Source organism: Streptomyces sp. NPDC005803, from assembly GCF_040630435.1.
GTDB lineage: Bacteria > Actinomycetota > Actinomycetes > Streptomycetales > Streptomycetaceae > Streptomyces.
Genome location: NZ_JBEXXO010000009.1, coordinates 124,297 through 148,473, shown reverse-complemented (window position 1 = coordinate 148,473; position 24,177 = coordinate 124,297). Strand labels below are relative to the sequence as shown.

At 70.4% G+C, this 24,177-nt stretch carries 22 protein-coding genes and 2 pseudogenes; 11 read left to right on the top strand and 13 right to left on the bottom strand.

What is annotated here, in order from left to right; all coding sequences use genetic code 11:
• The 6 genes from ABZ454_RS15320 (at position 1) to ABZ454_RS15295 (ending at position 6,261) form a co-directional block, all read left to right on the top strand.
• Positions 1 to 678, top strand: a complete 678-nt coding sequence (locus ABZ454_RS15320; RefSeq protein WP_359538229.1) for a potassium-transporting ATPase subunit C — start codon at positions 1 to 3, stop codon at positions 676 to 678.
• A gap of 108 nt (positions 679 to 786) precedes the next feature.
• Positions 787 to 1,521, top strand: coding sequence for an ABC transporter ATP-binding protein (locus ABZ454_RS15315; RefSeq protein WP_359538228.1), 735 nt, complete (start codon positions 787 to 789; stop codon positions 1,519 to 1,521).
• 171 nt (positions 1,522 to 1,692) lie between these two features.
• Positions 1,693 to 4,236: a sensor histidine kinase KdpD gene (locus tag ABZ454_RS15310; protein WP_356318310.1), complete on the top strand. Its 2,544-nt coding sequence runs from the start codon at positions 1,693 to 1,695 to the stop codon at positions 4,234 to 4,236.
• A 70-nt stretch (positions 4,237 to 4,306) separates the two neighbouring features.
• Positions 4,307 to 4,999: a response regulator gene (locus ABZ454_RS15305; protein WP_359538227.1), complete on the top strand. Its 693-nt coding sequence runs from the start codon at positions 4,307 to 4,309 to the stop codon at positions 4,997 to 4,999.
• 86 nt (positions 5,000 to 5,085) lie between these two features.
• The gene (locus ABZ454_RS15300) at positions 5,086 to 5,502 is read left to right on the top strand and encodes an OB-fold nucleic acid binding domain-containing protein (protein WP_356318314.1); all 417 of its coding nucleotides are present in this window, start codon (positions 5,086 to 5,088) and stop codon (positions 5,500 to 5,502) included.
• A gap of 3 nt (positions 5,503 to 5,505) precedes the next feature.
• A complete protein-coding gene (locus ABZ454_RS15295) occupies positions 5,506 to 6,261 on the top strand; it encodes a DUF3159 domain-containing protein (RefSeq protein WP_356318316.1) in 756 nt (251 codons plus the stop codon).
• Between the two features lie 68 nt (positions 6,262 to 6,329).
• Here ABZ454_RS15295 and ABZ454_RS15290 read toward each other — a convergent pair whose 3' ends face one another.
• Both ABZ454_RS15290 and ABZ454_RS15285 read right to left on the bottom strand, forming a co-directional pair.
• The gene (locus tag ABZ454_RS15290; RefSeq protein ID WP_356318318.1) at positions 6,330 to 7,007 is read right to left on the bottom strand and encodes a TrkA family potassium uptake protein; all 678 of its coding nucleotides are present in this window, start codon (positions 7,005 to 7,007) and stop codon (positions 6,330 to 6,332) included.
• Positions 7,007 to 7,675: a TrkA family potassium uptake protein gene (locus tag ABZ454_RS15285; protein WP_018105404.1), complete on the bottom strand. Its 669-nt coding sequence runs from the start codon at positions 7,673 to 7,675 to the stop codon at positions 7,007 to 7,009. The genes ABZ454_RS15290 and ABZ454_RS15285 overlap by 1 nt, the downstream gene beginning before the upstream one ends.
• 352 nt (positions 7,676 to 8,027) lie before the next feature.
• Between ABZ454_RS15285 and ABZ454_RS15280 the strand changes: the two genes are divergently transcribed.
• Together ABZ454_RS15280 and ABZ454_RS15275 are read left to right on the top strand one after the other, a co-directional pair.
• Positions 8,028 to 10,076 (top strand): APC family permease, encoded by a 2,049-nt coding sequence (locus ABZ454_RS15280; protein ID WP_356318320.1) that lies wholly within the window; start codon positions 8,028 to 8,030, stop codon positions 10,074 to 10,076.
• Between the two features lie 160 nt (positions 10,077 to 10,236).
• Entirely contained in the window at positions 10,237 to 11,610 is a 1,374-nt protein-coding gene (locus tag ABZ454_RS15275) for a TRAM domain-containing protein (protein WP_359538225.1), read from the top strand.
• A 225-nt stretch (positions 11,611 to 11,835) separates the two neighbouring features.
• Here ABZ454_RS15275 and ABZ454_RS15270 read toward each other — a convergent pair whose 3' ends face one another.
• From ABZ454_RS15270 to ABZ454_RS15235, 8 genes and pseudogenes are all read right to left on the bottom strand, one after another.
• Positions 11,836 to 13,242 (bottom strand): hypothetical protein, encoded by a 1,407-nt coding sequence (locus ABZ454_RS15270; RefSeq protein ID WP_359538224.1) that lies wholly within the window; start codon positions 13,240 to 13,242, stop codon positions 11,836 to 11,838.
• Positions 13,243 to 13,462: 220 nt separating this feature from the next.
• The gene (locus ABZ454_RS15265; protein WP_359538223.1) at positions 13,463 to 14,722 is read right to left on the bottom strand and encodes a hypothetical protein; all 1,260 of its coding nucleotides are present in this window, start codon (positions 14,720 to 14,722) and stop codon (positions 13,463 to 13,465) included.
• 120 nt (positions 14,723 to 14,842) lie between these two features.
• A pseudogene (locus tag ABZ454_RS15260) lies at positions 14,843 to 15,037 on the bottom strand (hypothetical protein); the annotation flags it as partial.
• 198 nt (positions 15,038 to 15,235) lie between these two features.
• A complete protein-coding gene (locus tag ABZ454_RS15255; protein ID WP_359538221.1) occupies positions 15,236 to 16,027 on the bottom strand; it encodes a sulfite exporter TauE/SafE family protein in 792 nt (263 codons plus the stop codon).
• A gap of 79 nt (positions 16,028 to 16,106) precedes the next feature.
• On the bottom strand, positions 16,107 to 16,835 hold the full coding sequence (locus tag ABZ454_RS15250) for a cation transporter (RefSeq protein ID WP_359538219.1): 729 nt from the start codon (positions 16,833 to 16,835) through the stop codon (positions 16,107 to 16,109).
• Between the two features lie 2 nt (positions 16,836 to 16,837).
• Complete coding sequence (locus tag ABZ454_RS15245; RefSeq protein WP_359538218.1) at positions 16,838 to 17,173, bottom strand: metalloregulator ArsR/SmtB family transcription factor; 336 nt, start codon at positions 17,171 to 17,173, stop codon at positions 16,838 to 16,840.
• A 106-nt stretch (positions 17,174 to 17,279) separates the two neighbouring features.
• A complete protein-coding gene (locus tag ABZ454_RS15240) occupies positions 17,280 to 18,587 on the bottom strand; it encodes an MFS transporter (RefSeq protein ID WP_359538217.1) in 1,308 nt (435 codons plus the stop codon).
• A complete protein-coding gene (locus ABZ454_RS15235; protein ID WP_359538216.1) occupies positions 18,584 to 19,987 on the bottom strand; it encodes an NAD(P)-binding domain-containing protein in 1,404 nt (467 codons plus the stop codon). Before ABZ454_RS15235 ends, ABZ454_RS15240 begins: the two co-directional genes overlap by 4 nt.
• Here ABZ454_RS15235 and ABZ454_RS15230 point away from each other — a divergent pair.
• From ABZ454_RS15230 to ABZ454_RS15220, 3 genes and pseudogenes are all read left to right on the top strand, one after another.
• Positions 19,893 to 20,408: pseudogene (locus ABZ454_RS15230) on the top strand (FAD-dependent oxidoreductase); the annotation flags it as partial. The gene ABZ454_RS15235 and the pseudogene ABZ454_RS15230 overlap by 95 nt on opposite strands.
• 13 nt (positions 20,409 to 20,421) lie before the next feature.
• Positions 20,422 to 21,150, top strand: coding sequence for an NAD(P)-binding domain-containing protein (locus ABZ454_RS15225; protein ID WP_359538215.1), 729 nt, complete (start codon positions 20,422 to 20,424; stop codon positions 21,148 to 21,150).
• A gap of 42 nt (positions 21,151 to 21,192) precedes the next feature.
• Entirely contained in the window at positions 21,193 to 21,567 is a 375-nt protein-coding gene (locus tag ABZ454_RS15220) for a metalloregulator ArsR/SmtB family transcription factor (RefSeq protein WP_359538214.1), read from the top strand.
• 85 nt (positions 21,568 to 21,652) lie between these two features.
• Here the strand turns inward: ABZ454_RS15220 and ABZ454_RS15215 are convergent, their stop codons facing one another.
• From ABZ454_RS15215 to ABZ454_RS15205, 3 genes are read right to left on the bottom strand one after another with little or no spacing between them, the layout of a single operon-like run.
• The gene (locus ABZ454_RS15215; RefSeq protein ID WP_359538212.1) at positions 21,653 to 22,711 is read right to left on the bottom strand and encodes an ArsO family NAD(P)H-dependent flavin-containing monooxygenase; all 1,059 of its coding nucleotides are present in this window, start codon (positions 22,709 to 22,711) and stop codon (positions 21,653 to 21,655) included.
• Positions 22,708 to 23,823, bottom strand: a complete 1,116-nt coding sequence (gene arsB, locus ABZ454_RS15210) for an ACR3 family arsenite efflux transporter (protein WP_359538210.1) — start codon at positions 23,821 to 23,823, stop codon at positions 22,708 to 22,710. Before arsB ends, ABZ454_RS15215 begins: the two co-directional genes overlap by 4 nt.
• Positions 23,820 to 24,128: a metalloregulator ArsR/SmtB family transcription factor gene (locus tag ABZ454_RS15205; RefSeq protein ID WP_359538208.1), complete on the bottom strand. Its 309-nt coding sequence runs from the start codon at positions 24,126 to 24,128 to the stop codon at positions 23,820 to 23,822. Before ABZ454_RS15205 ends, arsB begins: the two co-directional genes overlap by 4 nt.
• Positions 24,129 to 24,177 lie beyond the last annotated feature (49 nt).

Below are 24,177 nucleotides of genomic sequence, written 5' to 3'. Positions count from 1 at the left end.
ATGAACAACTTCGTAGGAAACTCCGCCCGGCCGCTCTGGGCGGGACTGCGCGCCCTGCTCGTCCTGACCCTGGTCTGCGGCGTCGTCTACCCGCTCGCCGTCACCGGCATCGCCCAGGGACTCATGCCCGGCCGCGCCAACGGCTCCGAGGTCACGGCGGACGGCGAGGTCGTCGGCTCCGCCCTCATCGGCCAGCGCTACGACCTGCCCCTGGAGAAGGGCCGCACGAGCGCGGCCCCCGACCTCAGGTGGTTCCAGCCCCGCCCCTCCGACGGCCTCGGCGCCAACAGCGTCAACACCCAGTACTCGCTCATCCTCTCCGGCGCGACCAACCGCTCCGGCGACAACGACGAACTCATCGACCGGATCACCGCCGCCAAGGCCGCCGTCGTCAAGGACAACTCCGTCCCCGGCCACCCCGTCAGCCCCTCCCAGGTACCGGCCGACGCCGTCACCTCCTCCGGATCGGGCCTCGACCCGGACATCTCCCCGGCCTACGCCCAGCTCCAGGTCAACCGCGTGGCCGCGCGCAACCACCTCGATGCCGCCCAGGTCGCGGAGCTCGTCGACCAGCACACCGACGGCCGCGTCCTCGGCTTCGCCGGCGAACCGCGCGTCAACGTCCTCCAGCTCAACATCGCGCTGCGCGAGCTCGCGAACGACGCCGGACCGCGCTGAACGCACCGGACGCCCGGGTCAGGCCACCACAGCCGGACCCGGGCATTGCCGGGTCCCCGGCCGCGTGCACATACTGGCGGCCGACAGGACCGACACACGGGGAGCGACATGACCGAGAGCACCGCCGCCACGGACACCGGCGGGGAGAACGGCACGGCCGTCGCCGACCGGCCGATGGTCCGGATCGAGGACCTGCACCGCTCCTACGGCTCCGGCGCCGGAGCCGTGCACGCGCTGCGCGGCGTGTCCTTCGAGGTGCCCCGCGGTGAGCTCGTCGCCCTCAAGGGGCGGTCCGGCTCCGGCAAGACGACCCTGCTCAACCTGGTCGGCGGCCTCGACAGCCCCGACAGCGGCCGGATCACCGTGGACGGCACTGACCTGTCCTCGCTCGGCGAGAACGGGCTCCTGGAGCTGCGCCGCGACCGCGTCGGCTTCATCTTCCAGTCGTTCGGCCTGATCCCGATCCTGACCGCGGCGGAGAACGTCGGCGTGCCCATGCGGCTGCGCAAGGCCGACCCGCACGAGCGCGAGGAGCGCGTGTCGCTGCTCCTGTCCCTGGTCGGCCTCGCCGACCATGCCGCCCAGCGCCCCGGCGAGCTCTCCGGCGGCCAGCAGCAGCGCGTGGCGATCGCCCGCGCGCTCGCCAACCGGCCCGCCCTGCTGATCGCGGACGAGCCCACCGGACAGCTGGACGCGGAGACCGGCCTCGCGGTGATGCGGCTGCTGCGGGCCGTCGTCCACAGCGAGGGCGTCACCGCACTCGTCGCCACCCACGACGCCCAGCTGCTCGGGCTCGCCGACCGGGTGCTGGAACTCAGCGACGGGCACATCATCGAGCACTGACCAGGCATCCGAGGCCCGCGGCCAGGGCATCAGAAAAACGTCAATACGGACCACACCCGCACCCCCCCGCCCGATATGCCGGAAATCCGCGAGGTAGTTTCGACGGTGGCAGCCGCACCGGCCGCCGCCGGTCTCAGCGAAGGCAGCCGGCTTCGGAAAGACGATGGGGCCATGGCGCGCGGCAAACTTCGGATCTACCTCGGTGCGGCACCCGGCGTCGGCAAGACGTACGCGATGCTCTCCGAGGCGCACCGCCGGGTGGAGCGGGGCACCGACTGCGTCGTCGGCTTCGTCGAGCACCATGACCGGCCCCGCACCGAGGTCATGCTGCACGGCCTGGAGCAGATCCGGCGCCGCGAGATCGAGTACCGCTCCGCCGTCTTCACCGAGATGGACGTCGACGCCGTCCTGGAGCGGGCCCCGGCCGTCGCCCTCGTGGACGAACTCGCGCACACCAATGTGCCGGGCTCCCGCAACGCCAAGCGCTGGCAGGACGTCGAAGAGCTCCTCCAGGCCGGCATCGACGTGGTGTCCACCGTCAACATCCAGCACCTGGAGTCCCTCGGGGACGTCGTCGAGTCCATAACCGGCGTACGCCAGCGCGAGACCGTGCCCGACGAAGTGGTCCGCCGCGCCGACCAGCTCGAACTGGTCGACATGTCACCCCAGGCCCTGCGCCGGCGGATGGCCCACGGCAACATCTACAAGCCGGACCGGATCGACGCCTCGCTCTCCAACTACTTCCGCCCCGGCAACCTCACCGCCCTGCGCGAGCTGGCCCTCCTCTGGGTCGCCGACCGGGTCGACGAGTACCTCCAGCAGTACCGGGGCGAGCACAACATCCGCACCACCTGGCAGGCCCGCGAACGCATCGTCGTCGGACTCACCGGCGGCCCCGAGGGCCGCACCCTGATCCGCCGCGCCTCCCGGATGGCGGCCAAGGGCTCCGGCAGCGAGATCCTCGCCGTCTACATCGCCCGCAGCGACGGACTGACGTCGGCCTCGCCCAAGGAGCTGACCGTCCAGCGCACGCTCGTCGAGGACCTCGGCGGCACGTTCCACCACGTCATCGGCGACGACATACCCTCCGCGCTCCTCGAGTTCGCCCGGGGCGTCAACGCCACCCAGATCGTCCTCGGCTCCAGCCGCCGCAAGGCCTGGCAGTACATCTACGGACCGGGCGTCGGCGCCACCGTCGCCCGCGAGTCCGGCACCGATCTCGACGTCCACATCGTCACCCACGACGAGGTCGCCAAGGGCCGGGGCCTGCCCATCGCCCGCGGCGCCCGGCTCGGCCGCGCCCGCATCATCTGGGGCTGGCTCGCCGGCGTGGGCGGACCGGCACTCCTCTCCCTGCTCCTCATGGGCATGGAGAACGGCCCCGGGCTCGCCAACGACGTCCTGCTCTTCCTCTTCATGACCGTCGCCGCGGCCCTGCTCGGCGGACTGCGGCCCGCGCTCGCGTCCGCCGCCGTGGGCTCCTTCCTGCTGAACTACTGGTTCACCCCGCCCACCCACACTCTGACCGTGCAGGACCCCGAGAACTTCGTCGCCATCGTGATCTTCTTCGCGGTCGCGGTCGCGGTGGCCTCCGTCGTCGACCTCGCGGCCCGCCGCACCCATCAGGCCGCCCGACTGCGCGCCGAGTCCGAAATCCTCTCCTTCCTGGCCGGCAGCGTGCTCCGCGGCGAGACCACGCTGGCGGCGCTCCTGGACCGCGTCCGCGAGACGTTCGCGATGGAGTCCGTCGCCCTGCTGGAGCGGCGGAGCGACGTCGACCCGTGGACGTGCGCGGGCAGCGTCGGCCCGGCACCGGTCGCCCGGCCCGAGGACGCCGATGTGGACATGCCCGTCGGCGACCACATGGCCCTGGCCCTCTCCGGCCGGGTGCTGCCCGCCGAGGACCGCCGCGTGCTCGGCGCGTTCGCCGCCCAGGCCGCCGTCGTCCTGGACCGCCAGCGCCTCGTGGGCGAGGCCGAGGAGGCCCGCAGGCTCGCCGAGGGCAACAGGATCAGGACCGCGCTGCTGGCCGCCGTCAGCCACGACCTGCGGACCCCGCTGGCTGCCATCAAGGCCGCCGTCAGCTCGCTGCGCTCCGACGACGTCGCCTGGTCCGACGACGACGAGGCCGAACTCCTCGAAGGCATCGAGAACGGCGCCGACCGCCTCGACCACCTCGTCGGCAACCTCCTCGACATGTCCCGGCTGCAGACCGGCACCGTCACGCCGCTGATCCGCGAGATCGACCTCGACGAGGTCGTGCCCATGGCCCTCGGCGGCGTCCCCGAGGACAGCGTCGAGCTGGACATCCCCGAAACGCTGCCCATGGTCGCCGTCGACCCCGGGCTGCTGGAGCGGGCCGTCGCCAACATCGTGGAGAACGCCGTCAAGTACAGCCCCGACGGCGACCGGGTCACCGTGGCCGCCAGCGCCCTCGGCGCCCGGGTCGAGCTCCGCGTGGCCGACGGCGGCCGAGGCGTCCCCGACGAGGCCAAGGAACGCATCTTCGAGCCCTTCCAGCGCTACGGGGACGCCCCACGCGGCGCGGGAGTGGGCCTGGGCCTCGCCGTGGCCCGCGGCTTCGTCGAGTCCATGGGCGGCACGCTGGACGCCGAGGACACCCCCGGCGGAGGCCTCACCATGGTCCTGACCCTCAAGGCGGCCGCCGGACACGCACCGGCCGGCCCCGGCCTGCCCGAACGGGTCACCTCATGAGCGGCGGGCTCCTCCGCCCCCGGACAGCACAGACGTTCCGATCCACGTACAGCAGAAAGGCAGGACCGCGATGACCCGGGTGCTTGTGGTCGACGACGAGCCGCAGATCGTACGCGCCCTCGTGATCAACCTGAAGGCGCGCAAGTACGAGGTGGACGCGGCGCCCGACGGGGCCACCGCGCTCCAGCTGGCCGCCGCCCGCCACCCCGACGTCGTCATCCTGGACCTGGGGCTTCCGGACATGGACGGCGTCGAGGTGATCAGGGGCCTGCGCGGCTGGACCCGGGTGCCGATCCTGGTGCTCTCCGCCCGGCACACCTCCGACGAGAAGGTCGAGGCACTGGACGCCGGGGCCGACGACTACGTCACCAAACCGTTCGGCATGGACGAACTGCTGGCCCGGCTGCGCGCCTCGGTGCGACGCGCCGAGCCCGTCGGCCAGGACGGCGGCGACGAGCTCGGGCTCGTCGAGACCGAGGGCTTCACCGTCGACCTCGCCGCCAAGAAGGTCCACCGCGACGGGCGCGACGTACGGCTCACCCCCACCGAGTGGCACCTGCTGGAGGTCCTGGTCCGCAACAGCGGCCGGCTGGTCAGCCAGAAACAGCTGCTCCAGGAGGTCTGGGGGCCCTCGTACGGCACCGAGACCAACTACCTGCGGGTCTACATGGCCCAGCTGAGGCGCAAGCTGGAGGCCGACCCCTCGCACCCCCGGCACTTCGTCACCGAACCCGGGATGGGCTACCGCTTCGAGCGCGCCTGAGGGCCCGGCGGCCGGGTCCCGCGTAACCCGTTCGAGTGAGATGGCGGCCACCCTTCAGGACTCCGGGAGACCGGTACCCTTCGGGTATGAGTGCTGTTCCCCGATCCGAGAAGTCCCAGAAGGCCGAGCGGCCCTCCGGGCGCTTCCGGCGCATGCTCGACCGGCTCTCCAGCTCCCAGGAGGACCTGGAGTGCGAGGAGCTGGAGGAGGACTCACAGGCGTCGGGATGCACCCGGATCTCCGAGTGCACCGACCGCCAGATCGTGAAGGTCACTGGTACCTTGCGGACGGTCACCCTGCGACCGCGCGCCGGAGTGCCCGCCCTCGAGGCGGAGCTCTTCGACGGCACCGCGCCGCTGGACGTGGTCTGGCTCGGCCGCCGCTCCATCGTGGGCATCGAGCCGGGCCGCAAGCTCATCGCCTCCGGCCGCATCTCCATGAGCCACGGGCGCCGGGTGCTGTTCAATCCCAAATACGAACTCCGACCGCTCGGCAAGGAGTAGCCGGTGACGTCTCTCGACAAGCCGACGTCCGACACGGACCGCACCACCGACCAGCAGGAGGCCGACGCGAAGGCGGTCACCGAGGCCGCGCTCTTCGAGGCCTTCGGCGGCATCCGGGGCATGGTGGAGACGGTCCTTCCCGGACTGCTCTTCGTCACCATCTTCACCATCGACAAGAACCTCACCAATTCGGCCATCGCGGCCGTCGCGGTGTCGCTGGTGCTCGTGGCCGTCCGGCTGATCCGCAAGGACACCGTCAAGCACGCCTTCAGCGGTGTCTTCGGTGTGGCCTTCGGCGTCGTCTTCGCGAAGATGACGGGCAACGCCAAGGACTTCTACCTCCCGGGCATGATCTACACGCTCGGGCTGGCGCTCGCCTACCTGGTCACCACGCTCGCGGGCCTTCCGCTGATCGGACTCATCCTGGGCCCGGTGTTCAAGGAGAACCTCTCCTGGCGCACCCGGAACCCCGGCCGCAAGAAGGCCTACGCCAAGGCCAGCTACGCCTGGGGACTGATCCTGCTCGCCAAGTGCGCGATCCTCTTCCCGCTGTACTGGTGGGCCGACACCACCCAGTTCGGCTGGGTCCTGATCGCCCTGAAGATCCCGCCGTTCCTGCTGGCGGTCTATCTCACCTGGGTCTTCCTCGCCAAGGCGCCGCCGCCCATCGACGTCTTCGCCGAGATGGAGGCCGAGGAGCAGGCCGAGAAGGCCCGTAAGGCGGCCGCCGCCGAAGCGGCCCGCGGCCAGGAGTACTGAGGAACCGGCACACCACAGGGGAGGGGCCCGGCACCGCCATCGGCGGTCCCGGGCCCCTCCCACGTCCGTCAGTTCTCCGGGTCGCCCCGGCGCACCGACAGCAGGTCCTCCAGCTGCTCCTCGCGTGCCTGGGCCGCGACGAACAGCAACTCGTCCCCGGCCTCCAGGGACTCCTCGGAGCTCGGCGTCAGTACGCGTTGCCCGCGGATGATCGTGACCAGCGAGGTGTCCTCCGGCCAGGCGACCTCCCCGACCTGGGTGCCCGCCAGCGCCGACTCAGGTGGCAGCGTCAGCTCGACCAGGTTCGCGTCGCCGTGGCTGAAGCGCAGCAGCCGGACCAGATCGCCGACGCTCACCGCCTCCTCGACGAGTGCCGACATCAGACGCGGCGTGGAGACCGCCACGTCGACGCCCCAGGACTCGTTGAACAGCCACTCGTTCTTCGGGTTGTTCACCCGGGCGACGACGCGCGGCACGCCGTACTCCGTCTTGGCGAGCAGCGAGACGACCAGGTTCACCTTGTCGTCGCCGGTCGCCGCGATCACGACGTTGCACCGCTGCAGCGCCGCCTCGTCCAGGGAGGTGATCTCGCAGGCGTCCGCGAGCAGCCACTCGGCCATCGGCACCCGCTCCACCGAGATGGCGGTCGGCGCCTTGTCGACGAGCAGCACCTCGTGCCCGTTCTCCAGCAGCTCAGCCGCGATGGAACGGCCCACCGCGCCGGCCCCGGCAATCGCGACACGCATCAGTGACCGCCCTCCTCAGGGCCCTCGGCGAAGGCCGCCTCGACCTTCGCGATCTCGTCCGTACGCATCATCACGTGGACGAGGTCGCCCTCCTGCAGCACCGTCTGCGAGGACGGCAGTATGGCTTCGCCCAACCGGGTGAGGAAGGCCACACGCACGCCCGTCTCCTCCTGCAGGGTGCTGATCTTGTGGCCGATCCACGACGGTGTGGTGTGCACCTCGGCGAGCTGCACACCGCCGCTCGGATCCCGCCACAGCGGCTCGGCGCCCGAAGGCAGCAGCCGGCGCAGCATCTGGTCCGCGGTCCAGCGCACGGTGGCGACCGTGGGGATGCCGAGGCGCTGGTACACCTCGGCACGCCGGGGGTCGTAGATCCTGGCCGCGACGTTCTCGATGCCGAACATCTCGCGCGCCACGCGGGCCGCGATGATGTTCGAGTTGTCGCCGCTGCTCACCGCGGCGAACGCGCCGGCTTCCTCGATCCCCGACTCGCGAAGAGTGTCCTGGTCGAAGCCGACACCCGTGACGCGACGGCCGCCGAAGCCGGATCCGAGGCGCCGGAACGCCGTGGGGTCCTGGTCGATGACGGCGACCGTGTGCCCCTGCTGCTCCAGGGTCTGCGCGAGAGCGGCCCCCACTCGCCCGCAGCCCATGATGACGATGTGCACCTTGCGCCTACCTCGCAGTCCTGGTCGTCCGGCTGACCTGCGAAAACACCCTGCTCACACTCATTCCTCGGCTGGCCGGGCAAACAATGGGGCAACGGTTCGTCCCGTTGCCCAGGATGAGCTTAAGCGGCGCCGGGTGCGTTGCCTCATTCGAGTGTGCTCATCGCGGGGGCACTGTGGCAAAGGCGGCGTTCCCCGAAGTGCCGCAACGGGCATGCGCGCCGCATCCGAGGGTCGCGGTGCAAGGATTCCGTTAAGGATTCCGTGGCTTTTCCCGCCGAGTGCAGGAGATTGCGGGGCCATGGGGGTGGTGCGTGGGCCGCTCCCACGCGGAACCCTTACGATCCTCAGCGTGTCCAAACTGACCGACGTGCCCAAACGGATCCTGATCGGCCGGGCCCTGCGCAGCGACAAACTGGGGGAGACGCTCCTCCCCAAGCGCATCGCCCTTCCCGTCTTCGCATCCGACCCGCTGTCCTCGGTGGCGTACGCACCCGGAGAAGTCCTCCTGGTGCTGTCCATCGCGGGCGTGTCGGCGTACCACTTCAGCCCGTGGATCGCGGTCGCCGTCGTGGTCCTGATGTTCACGGTCGTCGCCTCCTACCGGCAGAACGTGCACGCGTACCCGAGCGGCGGCGGCGACTACGAGGTCGCCACCACCAACCTCGGACCGAAGGCCGGACTGACCGTGGCCAGCGCACTGCTGGTCGACTACGTCCTGACCGTCGCCGTGTCCATCGCCTCCGGGGTGGAGAACCTCGGCTCCGCGATCCCGTTCGTCGTCGAACACAAGACGGCGTGCGCCATCGCCGCCATCGTGCTGCTGACGCTGATGAACCTGCGCGGCGTCAAGGAGTCCGGCAAGCTCTTCGCCATCCCCACCTACCTGTTCGTGGCCGGCGTCTTCATCATGATCGCGTGGGGCGCCTTCCGCGGACTGGTCCTGGGCGACACCATGCACGCCCCGACCTCCGGCTACACGATCAAGGCCGAGCACCAGGGCCTGGCGGGCTTCGCCCTGGTCTTCCTGCTGCTGCGCGCGTTCTCCTCCGGCTGTGCGGCCCTGACCGGTGTCGAGGCCATCAGCAACGGCGTCCCGGCGTTCCGCAAGCCCAAGAGCAAGAACGCCGCCACCACCCTCGCGATGATGGGCCTGCTGGCCGTCACCATGTTCTGCGGCATCATCGGGCTGGCCATGGCCACCGACGTCAAGATGGCCGAGAACCCGGCGAAGGACCTCATCAACAACGGCTCCCCGGTCGGTGCGGGCTTCGTCCAGGACCCGGTGATCTCCCAGGTCGCGGCCGCCGTCTTCGGTGACGGCACGTTCTTCTTCGTGATCCTCGCCGCGGCCACCGCCCTCGTCCTCTTCCTGGCCGCCAACACGGCGTACAACGGCTTCCCGCTGCTGGGCTCGATCCTGGCCCAGGACCGCTACCTCCCCCGCCAGCTGCACACCCGCGGCGACCGGCTCGCCTTCTCCAACGGCATCGTGCTGCTGGCCGGCGCCGCGATCCTGCTGGTCTGGATCTACGGGGCCGACTCGACCCGGCTGATCCAGCTCTACATCGTCGGGGTGTTCGTCTCCTTCACGCTCAGCCAGACCGGCATGGTGCGGCACTGGAACCGGCACCTGCGCGCGGAGAAGGACCCGGTCAAGCGCCGCCACATGATCCGCTCCCGCGCGATCAACACCTTCGGCGCCTTCTTCACCGGCCTGGTGCTCGTCGTCGTCCTCGCCACCAAGTTCACCCACGGCGCCTGGGTCGCGCTGCTCGGCATGGTGATCTTCTACGGCACGATGACCGCGATCCGTAAGCACTACGACCGGGTCGCCGCGGAGATCGCCGCCGACGAGACCCCCTCGGACGAGACCATCCGGCCCTCCCGGGTCCACTCGATCGTCCTGGTCTCCAAACTCCACCGCCCCACCCTGCGCGCGCTCGCGTACGCGAAGCTGATCCGCACGGACCACCTGGAGGCGCTCTCCATCAGCGTCGACCCGGCCGAGACGAAGGCGCTCAAGGAGGACTGGGAGCGGCGCGGCATCAACGTCCCGCTGAAGATCCTCGACTCCCCGTACCGAGAGGTGACCCGCCCGGTCATCGACTACGTCAAGAGCCTGCGCCGGGAGAGCCCGCGCGACGTCGTGAGCGTCTACATCCCGGAGTACGTCGTCGGCCACTGGTACGAGCACCTGCTCCACAACCAGAGCGCCCTCAGGCTCAAGGGCCGCCTGCTCTTCACCCCCGGTGTGATGGTCACCTCCGTCCCGTACCAGCTGGAGTCCTCCGAAGCGGCCAAGAAGCGGGCCCGCAGGCGCGCGGACTGGATCGCCCCCGGTTCGGTGCGCCGCGGCCCCGTGGAGCGCAAGCACAAGGAGCCGACGCACAAAGGCTGACGCGCGGTAGCCGCTCCTGCGGTATCCGTTCCTGGTAAGCGGCCGGACGACACCCACGTAGACTCGTAGGTTGTTGTCCGGCCGCTCACCTTCGCGCGCGCCGCCTCGGCGCCCCGCGTCCCGTTTCCCGTTTCCCTTTGATCTCTGGAGCCACCCCCTCATGCAGAACGAATCCACTTCGCCGCAGACCGGGGAATCGCAGGCAGAGGAGACGCAGGCGGGGGAGTCCCTGGTCGGCCAGGAGTACGAGGTGGAGGTCGGCCCGGTCGCCCACGGCGGCCACTGCATCGCCCGCACCTCCGGTGGCCAGGTCCTGTTCGTACGCCACACGCTGCCCGGCGAGAAGGTCGTCGCCCGGGTGACCGACGGCGCCACCGACTCCCGCTTCCTGCGCGCCGACGCGGTACGGATCATCGAGGAGTCCAAGGACCGGGTGAAGGCCCCGTGCCCCTTCGCCGGCCCCGGCAAGTGCGGCGGCTGCGACTGGCAGCACGCCAAGCCGGGCGCCCAGCGCCGGCTCAAGGGCGAGGTGATCGCCGAACAGCTCCAGCGCCTCGCGGGCCTGACCCCCGAAGAGGCGGGCTGGGACGGCACCGTCATGCCGGCCGAGGGCGACAAGCTCCCGCCGGGCGAGGTGCCCGCCTGGCGCACCCGCGTCCAGTACGCCATCGACGAGGACGGCCGCGTCGGCCTGCGCAAGCACCGCTCGCACGACATCGAGATCATCGACCAGTGCATGATCGCCGCGCCCGGCGTGACCGAGCTCGGCATCGAGAAGCAGGACTGGCCCCAGATGGCCACGGTGGAGGCCATCGCCGCCACCGGCTCCCACGACCGCCAGGTCATCCTCACCCCCCGCGAGGGCGGCCGCCTTCCGCTGGTCGAGCTCGACAAGCCCGTCTCGGTCCTGCGCGTCGACGAGCGCGACGGCGGTGTGCACCGCGTCCACGGCCGCGGCTTCGTCCGCGAGCGCGCCGACGACCGCACCTACCGCGTCGGCTCCGGCGGCTTCTGGCAGGTCCACCCGCAGGCGGCCGACACCCTGGTCCGCGCGGTCATGCAGGGCCTGCTGCCCCGCAAGAACGACATGGCGCTCGACCTCTACTGCGGCGTCGGCCTGTTCGCCGGCGCGATCGGCCAGCGCATCGGCGAGAAGGGCGCGGTGCTCGGCATCGAGTCCGGCAAGCGCGCGGTCGAGGACGCCCGCCACAACCTCAAGGACCTGGACCGGGTCCGCATCGAGCACGGCAAGGTCGACCAGATCCTGCCGCGCACCGGCATCACGGAATGCGACCTGATCGTCCTGGACCCGCCGCGCGCGGGTGCCGGCAAGCAGGTCGTCAAGCGCCTGACGGGGCTTGGGGCACGCAAGATCGCGTACGTGGCCTGCGACCCGGCGGCGCTGGCGCGGGACCTGGCGTACTTCGCGGAGGGCGGGTACAAGGTGCGGACGCTGCGGGCGTTCGATTTGTTCCCGATGACCCATCATGTCGAATGCGTCGCCATCCTTGAGCCTGCTGAAAAAGGCCGCTGACCTGCTGTTTTAGCGCGTGTGCATTATGTGCGTTGTGTGCGTTACGGGCGATATCTTGACGCATGTTCGACGCACGTGAGGCCCTTCTGACGCACGTTTGACGCACGTTCTGATGGCCCGTCAGGCCGCCGTTAGTGCAGGTGGCGGTGCGTCGGGTGAGGTTTGTTGGGGCCCTTCTTTGCCGCCCCTTGGTGAAGGGCTGTCCTTTATTGTCTGGTTTGGGGCTCAGTGGGAGCGGGGTCCGTAAGGGCTCCAATGGCCGAGGAACGGCTTGAGGTCGTCGCTGCTGGGCTTCGGTGGGGAGGGCAGCTTCGGCGCTGCGGCGGTCGCGGTGAGGTGTTGCAGGCGGGCATCCGCGAAGGCGAGCCACGCCTCGATCTCGGTCTTTTCCTGCCCAGGCGGCAGCGATGTGGCTTGGTCGCGCACTGCTGTGACGTATTCGGTCAGCCGCTTGGTCTCGTGCCAGGCGTCCGCCTGTTCTCCGAGGTGTTTGACGCGATAGCTATGGGCGTACGCGGCGCGGGCTTCTTGCATGGCGGCTTCCCAGCGCCGTTGCTCCGCCTCTCGGGCTAGCTGATCCGCTCGGCGTTTGCGTTCCGCGGCTTCGCCACGAAGGCCGATTTCCTGCGCGATCTCGGCGAGTTGGTCTTCCAATGGTCGGTCGGGGAGATCAGCCCATTCACTGGCGCGGTGCGGGGAGCCGCCGCGGAGGATGAAGCGAAGACGGTTCGAGGGCGTGTAGTCGAAGCGGGCGATGCGCATCCAGGAGTACTTCTTGGCTTCGGCGAGTTCCTTGTCGGTGGGGACGTGTTCGCTGCGGTCCTGTTCCTGGAGGACGAGGAATCCGACGCTTTCGCCTTGGGCGGTGATGGTGAAGTGCCCTGGTGCTTTGCGGCGCCGATGGGGTGGGGGAGTGCCCTGGGTGGTGCCGAGCGCTGCCTTGTGGCCTTGTGTTTCGGTGGCGGTGATGAGGGCTTGGATGATGCGCAAGGCTCGGCCTTGAACGAGTTTTGTCAGGCCCATGGGCTGCGGCTGTTTTTGGAGAGCGGCCACGACGGAGTGGGGTTTGGTGAGTCTGGCCGGAACGAGAAGTGGAGTGAGTTCGGCAAGCCGCCAGGCGGGGATGTCGACGAGCTTGATTTCATAGCCGCGGTGCGTGCGGTATCCGTAGAGCTCCTGTGTGTGGGGGATCTTGCCGGACTTGCGGGCGGCGCTGACCCGTGACGCCCAATTCACGGTGTGCGGGCCGGATTCGAGGGGCTTGATGAGGCAACCATCGTTCGCGGCCAGTTCTTCGAGGAGTTGGTCCGCGTAGTTCGTACGGGCCTTCGGCACTGTCTTCGGCGGGGGCGGGGGCGGTGGCGGTGGCGGTGGCGGTTTTCGGCCGGGCCGCTGCGTCGGCTCGGCGTTGCGCTCCGTAGGGCGGATGCCGCGGCCGGTGAGATCCTGTCGGCCTTTGTCGGTGAGGTGGGCACTCCAACGTCCGCCGCGTTTGGAGATTTTGATCAGCCCGCGGTTCTGCAGGGCCTGAGCGCTGACCTTGTATGCGCTGTCCGACCAGACTCCGTCGGGAGACCCTTGGCCCACCCAGTCGAGCACGGCCTGCTGCCGCTCGTTGAGGGTCTGGTGCATGTGGACCTCCCTCGGTTCCCGGGTGTGTTGCCCCGGAGACAATGCCCTTAACTTCCACGGCAATTCCGAGCGCCCGGAGAGGACGTTCGTTCGGACGAGACGTGTTGCGTGGCCCGTCTACGGAACAGCGCCCTCCGGCCGCCACTGGTCCGCTGTGACGGACATCGGGAGGACTCCTGCCGGGGCCCGAGGCGACCACACGCTGATGAGGCACCACCGCCTAGCGCACGCGCTGTGAGCAGGCGGCGCAGGCGTGCGCTGAGCCCGGTCCGTAGCGATGAATGGGTGCACCGCAACCGGCGCACGGACCGACGTGCCAGATGGGACAGCCGTAGCGCTGTGCTGCCTCGGCGCGCTGCTCGGGGCCGACGTTGAGGCGCTGAGGTTGTCGGGGGATGCGGAATATCCGCTGGGGTACTTCGGGGAAGGTGTGCAGGCCGGATGCGTCCGCGTGATCGCGGCGTGGTCGTCGGTCGTCGAAGACGCGGGTGTCCTCGCCGTAGCGGCAGGTGGAGTCGAGGTCCTCTTCGGTGAACGTCAGACCTGCTTCCGCCGGGGGGTCGGCGTCGGGCAGTGGTTCGTCCTCGCCGATGATGTTGCGCCAGCGGTCCCGGTCGGCTGTCGGTGCCCACAGTCGTGTCGAAGCCCGGGGGTAGTGCTGGGCGGGGATCTTCATGGGCACGTAGTCGCCCTCGGCGCTGGCCGCGACGAGGGCGTCGACTTGGGTGTGTGGCTTGGGCGGCAGGCATAGGGCCGGCAGGGTCCAGGCTACGTGCAGGCCCCCGCACGAAGTGCCGTTGAGGGGGCAGGGTCTTTGGGCGGCTGGTGTGCAGGCCCAGTCCTGTAGATGCCGTACTCCGCCGCGTACGAGCATCGTGCGTTCGGAGGCGATGTCGCGCCAGGGCCAATCATCGACCCGCACCCAGGGTGCCCGGTCGATCAGCGCCGCCCGGTCATCGTTGGTCACCCATAAGGGCATGATCCCGCGGTCCGCGGCGGCAGTTGAACGCCGTCGAACTGTCGATGCTGTGATCGGCGAGTACTGCACCTCCCATCCGACGCGCCCTGCACTGCCCGACACCAGGACGTCGTTGCGTACCTTCCCGTCCGTGCTGCGGGCCTCAATCTGCGCTGAGAGGCCCTGGCGGTGCGCGGCACGCGCGATCCGCTCCTTGAGAGCCTTGTGCTTGTCGGTCTCATCAGCTGTCGGTTTCGTGCGTACCGGCAAATGCGCGGCCACCAGGGTCGTGACCCCGTCGACGGTGCGCCGACGGATCGTCATCCAGGGGGACCGGTCCTCTTCTTCGGCTCGGCAGATGCCGGTGTCGTGATGCTGCAAACACTGCAGCAGCTCACGGTCGCGCCGCTCGATCGGCACGGCGATCTCGTCGAGCAGACCGGGACGGTCCGGGTGTCCGAGATCCGCATGCGTTAACTCGATCTTGATGTGATAGCCGGTGTGCCACACGCCGTTCGCCATAACTCATCAGGGTATGAACGGGCACTGACAATGCACCAGATCGCGAAATCGCTACGGCCATGACCCTGCTCGGATAGGGGGACACCATCACGACGTGCTGGCCTGCTGGTTCGGTGTGGATCATTCTGTGATTACCCGCGTGGTCGGCGAGGTCTGGCCCTTGCTGGCCCGCCGGATGGCCAGTGAGGAGCCGTCGGCGGGGACTCCGTTGGTGACGCGCAGGAACTCCAGTTTCTCCGCGTCGGCGGAGCCAGCGGCCACCGTGTAGACGACGAGGCGGACATCGCAGCCGGGGACGGTGAGCACGTCGCAGTCGGAAGCGCGCAGGTTCATGGATTCTGGGACGCAGTGAGGTCCGAACCGGATTGCGAACGTTTCCTTGGTGTCCGTGAGCGTGCAGGTTCGGCTTGATCGTCGCCCCGTAGGAGTTGGCGGCCACCTTTAAGCCGGACGACAACTTCAGGCGCCTCCTTGCCGCGTACGCCGCGTGTATCAACTGACCGGCCGCGCCGCTCACCTCACGAGGGCCTGGGCGGCGTACAGCGAGCCGAGAGCGGCGGCGAGTGTGCCGAGGAGGAGACGGAGCGCGGTCTCGGGAAGGTGCGGCTGGAGCCGGGCGCCGAGGTAGCCGCCGATCAGACCTCCGAGGCCGCAGGCCACGCCGAGCCACCAATCGGGGGCGACGGGCCCGGAGCTCACCGCGGCCAACACGGCGTACGCGGTGGCTCCGGTGAGCGAGGTGGTGAAGGTCGCGGCGAGTGTGGCCGGTGCGAGACGGGCCATGGGTATGCCGCGTGCGGCGAGGATGGGGCCGAGCAGGGAGCCCCCGCCGATTCCGTAGATCCCGCCCACCAGCCCGACGCTCAGGGCCAGCGCGGCGAGCGCGGGCGAGGGCGGCTCGCCTGTTTGGAGGCCCGTGTGGTGGCGGGCCGGGCGCAGGGTGCGCAGGCACAGCCAGGCGCCCAGAGGCAGCAGGAAGGCGGCGACCAGGAGGCGGAATACGCCGGGGCCGGGGAGGGCGAAGACGCGGAGGGCGGCGCCGGCGATGACACCGGGCAGCGTCCAGATGACCAGGCGCCGGGTCAGTCCGCCGCGCAGAGCGCCGTCGCGGCGGTAGCGCCACAGTGCGCCTGGTCCGGCCACCACATTGAACAGCAGGTTCGTCGGCGTGACAGCGGGACTCGGCACGCCGAGGACGCTGAGCTGGATCGGCAGGAGGAAGACCGCTCCGGACACGCCGACCGGTACGGTCACCGTCGAGATCAGCAGGCCGGCTGCGAACCCGGCCCAGATCGTCCACTCCACCGCTGCCCCCGCCCTGTCTCGATCGCCGGGTCAGTATCGGTGGATCGGAGCAGGCGGGAGTGGATCTGCAACGAGATGTTCACGAGCAGCAGGTGCAGCCCGGCTCGCAGCCGCACGTGTCCGTCACGGCTACGGCGGGCCCGGTGAGGACCGGAGTGTGGGCGGTGGGAGCGCAACAGCCCTTGCCTCGCCACGCATCGCGGCCTTCCCTGACCGCGATGGCGGCGATGACGATCGCCGCGATCGGGTCGGCCCAGGACCAACCGAGGGTCGCGTTGAGCACCAGGCCGACGAGCAGCACGGCGGACAGGTAGGTGCACAGCAGCGTCTGCTTGGAGTCGGCGACCGCGCTGGCGGAGCCGAGTTCACGGCCGGCCTTGCGCTGGGCGGCGGACAGGAACGGCATGATCGCCAGCGACAGTGCCGCGATGACGATGCCGGGGATTGACCGATCTGCCTCACCGGTCCCGGCCAGTGCGCGGGCGGCATCGATCGCAACGTACGCGGCGAGCGCGAAGAACGACACGGCGATGATCCGCAGGGTGGTCTTCTCCCGGGCTTCACGCACGGCGTGCTCGCGGGCGGAGAACTGCCAGGCGACCGCGGCGGCGGAGGACACCTCGATGACCGAGTCGAGACCGAAGCCGACCAAGGCCGTGGAGGAGGCGATCGTCCCGGCAGTGATGGCGACGATCGCCTCGATGACGTTGTAGGTGATGGTCGCGGCGACCAGCAGTCGTATCCGCTTGGCGAGCGCGTCGCGCCGGGCAGGGGTGGGGCCCAGGGATATGGAGATCTCCGCGGTCATGGTCAGCAGCACCCCTTCTCGTCGGCGTCCGTGCAGATCCGGTCGGTTGCGACGGCGACCACGGCGCTACGCAGGTCGTCGAGTGCGTGGCCGAGGCGCTCGTCGGCGAGTTCGTAGCGGGTGCGGCGGCCGTCGGGGGTGGTGACGACCAGGCCGCAGTCGCGCAGGCACGCGAGGTGGTTTGACAGCCGGGTCCGCGAGACGCTGAGGACGTCGGCGAGGGCGGCCGGGTAGGCCGGGGCGTCGCGGAGGGCGAGCAGGATGCGGCAGCGGATCGGGTCGGCGAGCGCGCGGCCGAACCGGGCCAGCACCTCGATGTCAGAGGCAACAGTCAGCACTCCACGAGAGTACAGCAATCCCTGAATTCAGGAAATCGTGGATCGATCCCGGGCGTGGAGTCCCGCATCACGCTCTGGGGCGGCGCTGTCGAACTTCGTGAACAATTCACCCCGGCTCCCGCGGCCTGGCGCCTGACGAACCGGTGTCGAAGTGCTGTCCGTTCGCATGGACAGAGCCATGTGGGGATCGGCGGCGTGCGGAGCAGGCGGCTGTCCATGGAGCGATGAGCGCGGCAGCCGCAGAGACGACGGCCAGGAGGCAGAAGAGCGGTCCGTAGCCGCCGAGCGGCACGGCCAGGGCCGCACCGGCGAATGGCGCGCAGGCTGCTGCTGCGGTTGCCGGGGCTGCGAGGAGCCCGGAGAGGCGGCCGTAGTGCGTGGTACCCCAGCGGTCGGTGATGGCGGTGGCCTGGAGCAGGGTGAGGTTGCCGCGGACCATGCCGGCCACAACCGACGCCGTGACGAGCAGGGCGTAGGGGCCGGGCACGGCGGCGAACGCGGCGGTGGCCAGCCCGCCAAGCGCGATCAGGATCGTCGTACGGGCCGTGGCGGTGGTGCGGCGGGCGAGCGCGGCGTACAGGGTGCGGCCCAGGGTCTGTCCGGCGCCGCCGATACCGAGGGCCCAGGCGGCCTGACTGGTGGTGTACCCCCGTTCCAGGAGAAGCGGGACGAGGGCGACGACGACGGCGTACATCGCGAAGCCCGAGAGGGTGAACGCGGCGGCGAGCAGAAGGAACGGCCGGCTGCGCCCGATCCCGGCAGCGCCTTCGGCCGCGTGCGGGGAGCCTGTTGGAGCGTCGGGCCAGGGCGCGCGCAGCGCCAGGGCGTGGGCGGGGATGGTGATGAGGGCGAGGATGCCGGCGAGCACGAGGTAGGTGTGGCGCCAGCCCAGGTGGTCGGAGAGGGCCGCGGTCAGGGGCGCGAAGACGGTGGAGGCGAGCCCGCCGGCGAGGGTGAGGACGGTCAGTGCGCGCACGTGGTCGGGGGCCCGCCAGCGGGTGAGGGCGGCGAACGCGGGCTGGTAGAAGGTGGATGCCATCGCGAGCCCGGCCAACGCCCAACCGGCCACGAAGATTGGAATGTTCGGGGCGGCTGCCACGATCAGCAGGCTGACCACGCCGAGCACGGAGCCGACGGTCATGACGGTGCGCGGGCCGCGCCGGTCGAGGATGCGCCCGACGCGGATCCCGGCGAGGGCGGAGACGACGAGACCCAGGGAGAACGCCGCGGTGGTCGCCCCGGTCGGCCAGCCGGTCGCGGCGGTGATCTGCGGGTTGAGGACGGGGAAGGCGTAGTAGACGATGCCCCAGCTCACGATCTGCGTGGCGCACAGGGCGGGCAGGGCGGCGCGGGGCCGCGACCGGTCCCCTGTTCCGGTCGCGGCCCCGCGCGCGGGGGTGCCCAGGCCGGTCACGAGCCGCAGCAGCCGCCCGCCGGGTCCTGCTCGGCTCCCGCCCCGACCGTGGCGGGGGCGCCGAGCTGGACGAGCTGCGGGGTGGGCGCGCAGCAGCCCCCGCCGTCGGTTTCCTGGGTGTCAGGGGTGTCGAAGAGACCGGCGCCGCCGCAGACTCCGGTCTCGGGCAGGGTGAGTTCAACCCGGTCGGCGGAGGCGAGGTCGCCGGCGATGGCGGCGGCGACGGAGCGGACCTGCTCGTAGCCGGTCATCGCCAGGAAGGTCGGTGCGCGGCCGTAGGACTTCATCCCGACCAGGTACACGCCCTGCTCCGGGTGGGAGAGCTCGCGGTGGCCGTGGGGGTAGACGGTGCCGCAGGAGTGCTGGTTGGGGTCGATCAGCGGAGCCAGCTCGACCGGCGCCTGAAGCCGCTCGTCCAGGCCCAGGCGCAGCTCGTCAAGGAAGGTGAGGTCGGGGCGGAAACCGGTCAGCACGATCACCTCGTCGACCGCGTCCAGGCCGTGCCCGTCCTCGCCGACCAGGACCAGGCGGCCCTCGTCGTCCCGTTCGATGGCCTCGGTGCGGAAGCCGGTGACCGCGTCCGCGTGACCGGCGTCGACGGCGGCCTTGGCCGCCAGCCCGAGGGCGCCGCGGGCGGGGAGCTGGTCGGCTTCGCCACCGCCGAAGGTGGAGCCGGAGATGCCCCTGCGCAGGATCCACACCCCCTTCGTCCCCGCGCCGTCGTCGGACTTGGCGAGGTCGGCGAGGTAGGCGAGCGCGGTGAAGGCGGAGGCGCCGGAGCCGATCACGGCGGTGCGCTTGCCCGCATACCGTGCGCGGACGGCCGGGTCCTTCAGGTCCGGGACACGGTAGGTGATCCGGTCGGCGGCGGCCCTCTCGCCGAGGGCGGCAAGGCCGCTGCCGCCGGCCGGGCTGGGCGTGGCCCAGGTGCCGGAGGCGTCGATGACCGCGCGGGCGAAGACGCGCTCCTGGCGGCCGTCGGCGTGGGCGCTGTGCACAACGAACGGCTGGGTCTCGCGATCGGCGTCCACGATGCGGTCCCGGCCGGTGCGCGAGACGCCGGTGACGGTGGCGCCGGTGCGGACACGGTCGCCGAGGGCATCGGCGAGCGGCTGCAGGTAGAGGTCGGCCCAGTCGCCGCCGGAGGGGTAGGTCGCCGGGTCGGGGCGGGTCCAGCCGGTGGGAGCCAGGAGCTTTTCGGCGGCCGGGTCGACGACCTCACCCCAGGTGGAGAACAGGCGCACGTGCGCCCACTCGCGCACCGCGGCGCCGGCCGTGGGACCGGCTTCCAGGACCAGGGGCTCGATGCCCTGGTCGATCAGGTGGGCGGCGGCGGCCAGACCGGCGGGGCCGGCTCCGATCACGACGACGGGCAGCTCGGTGGTGGCGGGCGCGTTCACGGCGACTCCTTGCGTGTTTCGACATCTGTCGATGGCTTGCGCGGCCCAGCATGACACCTGTATTGATAAGCGTCAACATAGACATTCATCGAACCTGAGGGGAGATCTGCTGATGGAGCACATCGACGTCGCCGTGATCGGCGGGGGCCAGTCCGGACTCGCCACCGCCCACGCGCTGCTCCGGCGCGGGCTGCGGCCGGTGGTGCTGGAGGCATCCGGTCGGGCGCTCGGGTCGTGGCCGCGCTACTACGACAGCCTCACCTTGTTCTCGCCCGCCCGGTACAGCTCGCTGCCCGGGATGCCGTTCCCGGGCGCCGACCGAGAGCGGTATCCGCACCGCGACGAGGTCGTCGCCTACCTCACCGCCTACACCGACCGCCTGAACGCCGACATCCGCACCAACTGCCGTGTCAGCACGGTCCACCGCACCGGGGATGCCTTCGAAGTGGAACTGGAGGGCGGCGACCGGCTGTCCGCGCGGGCCGTCGGGGACGTTCGGGCGCCCGTACCGGCCAGCGCTGCCGGGCATCAAGGAGTACACCGGCCAGGTGCTGCACGCCGCCGACTACCGCAATCCAGCCCCGCTCGCGGGCCGCCGCGTGATCGTGGTCGGAGCCGGGAACTCCGCGGTGCAGATCGTCGCCGAACTCGCCAGGACCGCACGCGTCACGCTCGCCACCCGCGGGCCGGTCAAGTTCGCGGCGCAGCACATCCTCGGCCGCGACCTGCCCTTCTGGACCAAGCGCACCGGCCTGGACACCGCGCCCCTCGGCCGTCTCCTGTCGCACCCGCCGGCGCAGCCGGTCATCGACAACGGCCGCTACCGGGCCGCCCTGGCCGCCGGGCAGCCCGACCGGCGCCCCATGTTCACCGGCACCGACGGGGCCAAGCTCATCTGGCCGGACGGACAGCGGGAGGAGGTCGACGCAATCGTGCTCGCCACCGGATACCGCCCCAACCTGCCCTACCTCGCTCATCTCGACGGTGCCCTGGACGCCGACGGGAGCCCCCGGCACCGCGAGGGCCTCGCCACCGGGGTGCCGGGGCTAGCGTTCGTCGGGCTGGAGTGGCAGCGCAGCCTGTCGTCGAACTCATTGCGCGGCGCGGGCCGGGACGCGCAGCGGATCGCCCGGCGCCTGGCCTCCCGCCTCGCGCGCCGGTGACGCCCCTCGCCCCGCTGGTTCGACGTGTGTCAACATAGACGCATGTCGAATGCGAAGGTGCTGCCGCTGCTCGAACCCGCCGACGGTCAGGGTGTGGCGCCGTGCTGCCCGCCGCTGACCGAACGCCCGATGACCGCCGAGGAGGCCGAGAGGGCCGCGCGGATGTTCAAGGCGCTTGGTGACCCGGTGCGGCTGCGGCTGTTCTCCGCGGTGGCCTCGCACGAGGGTGGGGAGGCGTGCGTGTGCGACATCTCCGACGTCGGCGTCTCCCAGCCCACGGTGTCCCACCACCTGAAGAAGCTCAAGGAGGCCGGGCTGCTGACTTCCGAGCGGCGCGGCACCTGGGTCTACTACCGGGTCGAGCCGGCGGTGCTCGCCGCCATGGGCAAGCTGCTGGCCCTGCCGGCCGCCGCCTGACGCCTGGACGGACGGCAGGGAAAGAGCGGTGAGCGGGACGTGTACGCGGAGGTGTGCCAGCGCCAGTCCCGCCGCCACCCGACGGTTACAGGAGCTGTGCGATCGCGCGGGCGGCGTCACGGGCCGGACGGCCGACGCCGATGAGGGTGGCCGAGGCCGGGCCGGTCCAGTCGCCGTAGCCAAGCAGATGCAGCCGCGGCTCGCCGAGCGAGCGCGTGCCATCGGTGGGGATGTGCCCGCGAGGGCCGCGCAGGCTCAGCGGGGCGAGATGGGCCAGCGCCGGGCGGAAGCCAGTGCACCAGATCACCGCATCCGCGCCGCTGTGGCTGCCGTCGGCCCATTGGACACCATTGGTGGTGAGCCGGGAGAACATCGGCTTCGCGGTCAGGAGTCCGGCGTCGCGGGCGGCGCGGACCGGGGGTACGGCGACGATGTCGCCGAGCGAGGCTACCCCGCCCGTGTCGGTACGGCCTTCTTCGAGGGCGCGGCGGCGTGAGGTCGCGACGTCGAACAGGGCACGGCCGTCAATGTCGTCCGGCAGGAAGCGCGGCGGACGTTGGGTAACCCACGTCACCTCAGCCTGTCCGCCGAGGGTGAGGTCGGCGGCGATCTGGGCGCCGGAGTTCCCGCCGCCGACCACGAGGACGCGCTGGTCTGTGAAGTCTGCCGGGGAACGGTAGGTGACTGTGTGCAGCTGTTGTCCAGTGAAGACGCTCCGGCCGGGCACGGCGGGCAGGAAGGGACGCGACCACGTTCCGGTGGCGCTGATGACCGCCTTCCCCTGCCAGGTGCCGGAGTCCGCCTCGACCAGGAGCTGGTCGCCGTCGCGGCGCACTGCGTCAACGCGGGTGCCGTGCTGGACGGGTAGCTCGTAGCGCTTCTCGTAGTCGGCGAGGTAGTCCACCACGTGCCCCGCGCCGGGATAGATCGCGCGTGCCTGGGCCGGCATGAGCCGTCCGGGCAGCGAGGAGTGCTCGGCGGGGGAGAACAGGTGCAGCGAGTCCCACATGTGCTGCCAGGACCCGCCCGGCGCCGGATCGGCGTCCAGGATCACGAAGTCGAGGCCGCGGCGGCGCAGGTGGTAGCCGGCGGCGAGCCCAGCCTGGCCGCCGCCGACCACCACCACATCCGTGTGCTGCGTCATGGAGCCGTGGTCACCGCGTCGGCGGCGAACTTCTTCCGCCAGGCGAGCGCGACGTAGACCAGGCCGATGAGGACCGGCACTTCGATAAGCGGGCCGACGACGCCGGACAGGGCCTGGCCGGAGGTGACACCGAAGGTGGCGATGGCGACCGCGATGGCCAACTCGAAGTTGTTGCCCGCCGCCGTGAACGCCAGCGTCGCCGTGCGGTCGTAGGCCAGGCCCAGGCCCTTGCCGAGCACGAACGTACCGAAGAACATGATCGCGAAGTACACCAGCAGGGGCAGTGCAATCCGTACGACGTCCAGCGGCTGCGAGGTGATGGTCTTCCCCTGCAGGGCGAAGAGGATGACGATCGTGAACAGCAGCCCGTACAGCGCCCACGGGCCGATCTTCGGCAGGAACTTATTCTCATAGTTCTCGCGGCCCATCCTCTGCTCGCCGATGCGGCGGGTGAGGAACCCGGCCAGCAGCGGGATGCCGAGGAAGATGATCACGTTCAGGGCGATGTGCCACACCGACACGTCCAGGCCCTGACCGTCGCCGAGGTTCATCCAGCGCGGCAGCAGGTCGAGGTAGAACCAGCCCAGCAGACCGAACGCGAAGACCTGGAACACCGAGTTCAGGGCGACGAGAACGGCGGCGGCCTCACGGTCGCCGCAGGCCAGATCGTTCCAGATGATGACCATGGCGATGCAGCGGGCCAGGCCGACGATGATCAGGCCGGTGCGGTACTCGGGCAGGTCCGGCAGGAAGATCCACGCCAGGGCGAACATCACCGCCGGGCCGACGATCCAGTTAATGACCAGCGAGGACGCCATCAGCGTCTTGTCGCCGGTGACGCGCTCCAGCTTGTCGTAACGGACCTTGGCCAGGACCGGGTACATCATGACCAGCAGGCCGAGCGCGATCGGCAGGGAGATCCCGCCGATCTCGATCTTCGCGAGCGCGTCGTTCATCCCCGGGATGAGACGGCCCAGGCCCAGCCCGACGGCCATGGCCAGCAGGATCCACACCGCAAGATAACGGTCGAGGGTGGAGAGCTTCTGGACGATCGAGTCGTCCCCGGCCGGGCCGGCGCCCTGGGTAGAGGTGGTGGGCTCGGTGGAGGTCACGGGCAAGCCCTCTTGTTCTCGGCGGCGGTGCGGGCGGAGGCGGCCAGCGCGGCGAACTGCTCGGAGAGCCCGGACAGGACCTCGGGCTTGAGCTTGTAGTACGTGAAGCGGCCGCACGGCTCGGTCTCCACCATCTTGGCCTCGCGCAGCACCTTCATGTGGTTGGACAGATTGGTCTGCCTGGCTCCGGTCTCCTCGACCAGGTGCGTCGTACAGAGCGTCTCGCGCGCCAGCAGGGACACGATTTTCAGGCGGAGCGGATCGCCCAGCACCCGGATCACATCAGGATCGACTGAAGTCAGCATGCACTGATACTCTCACATCATTGCCCGCTGATACCAGCGGGGGCTGAAG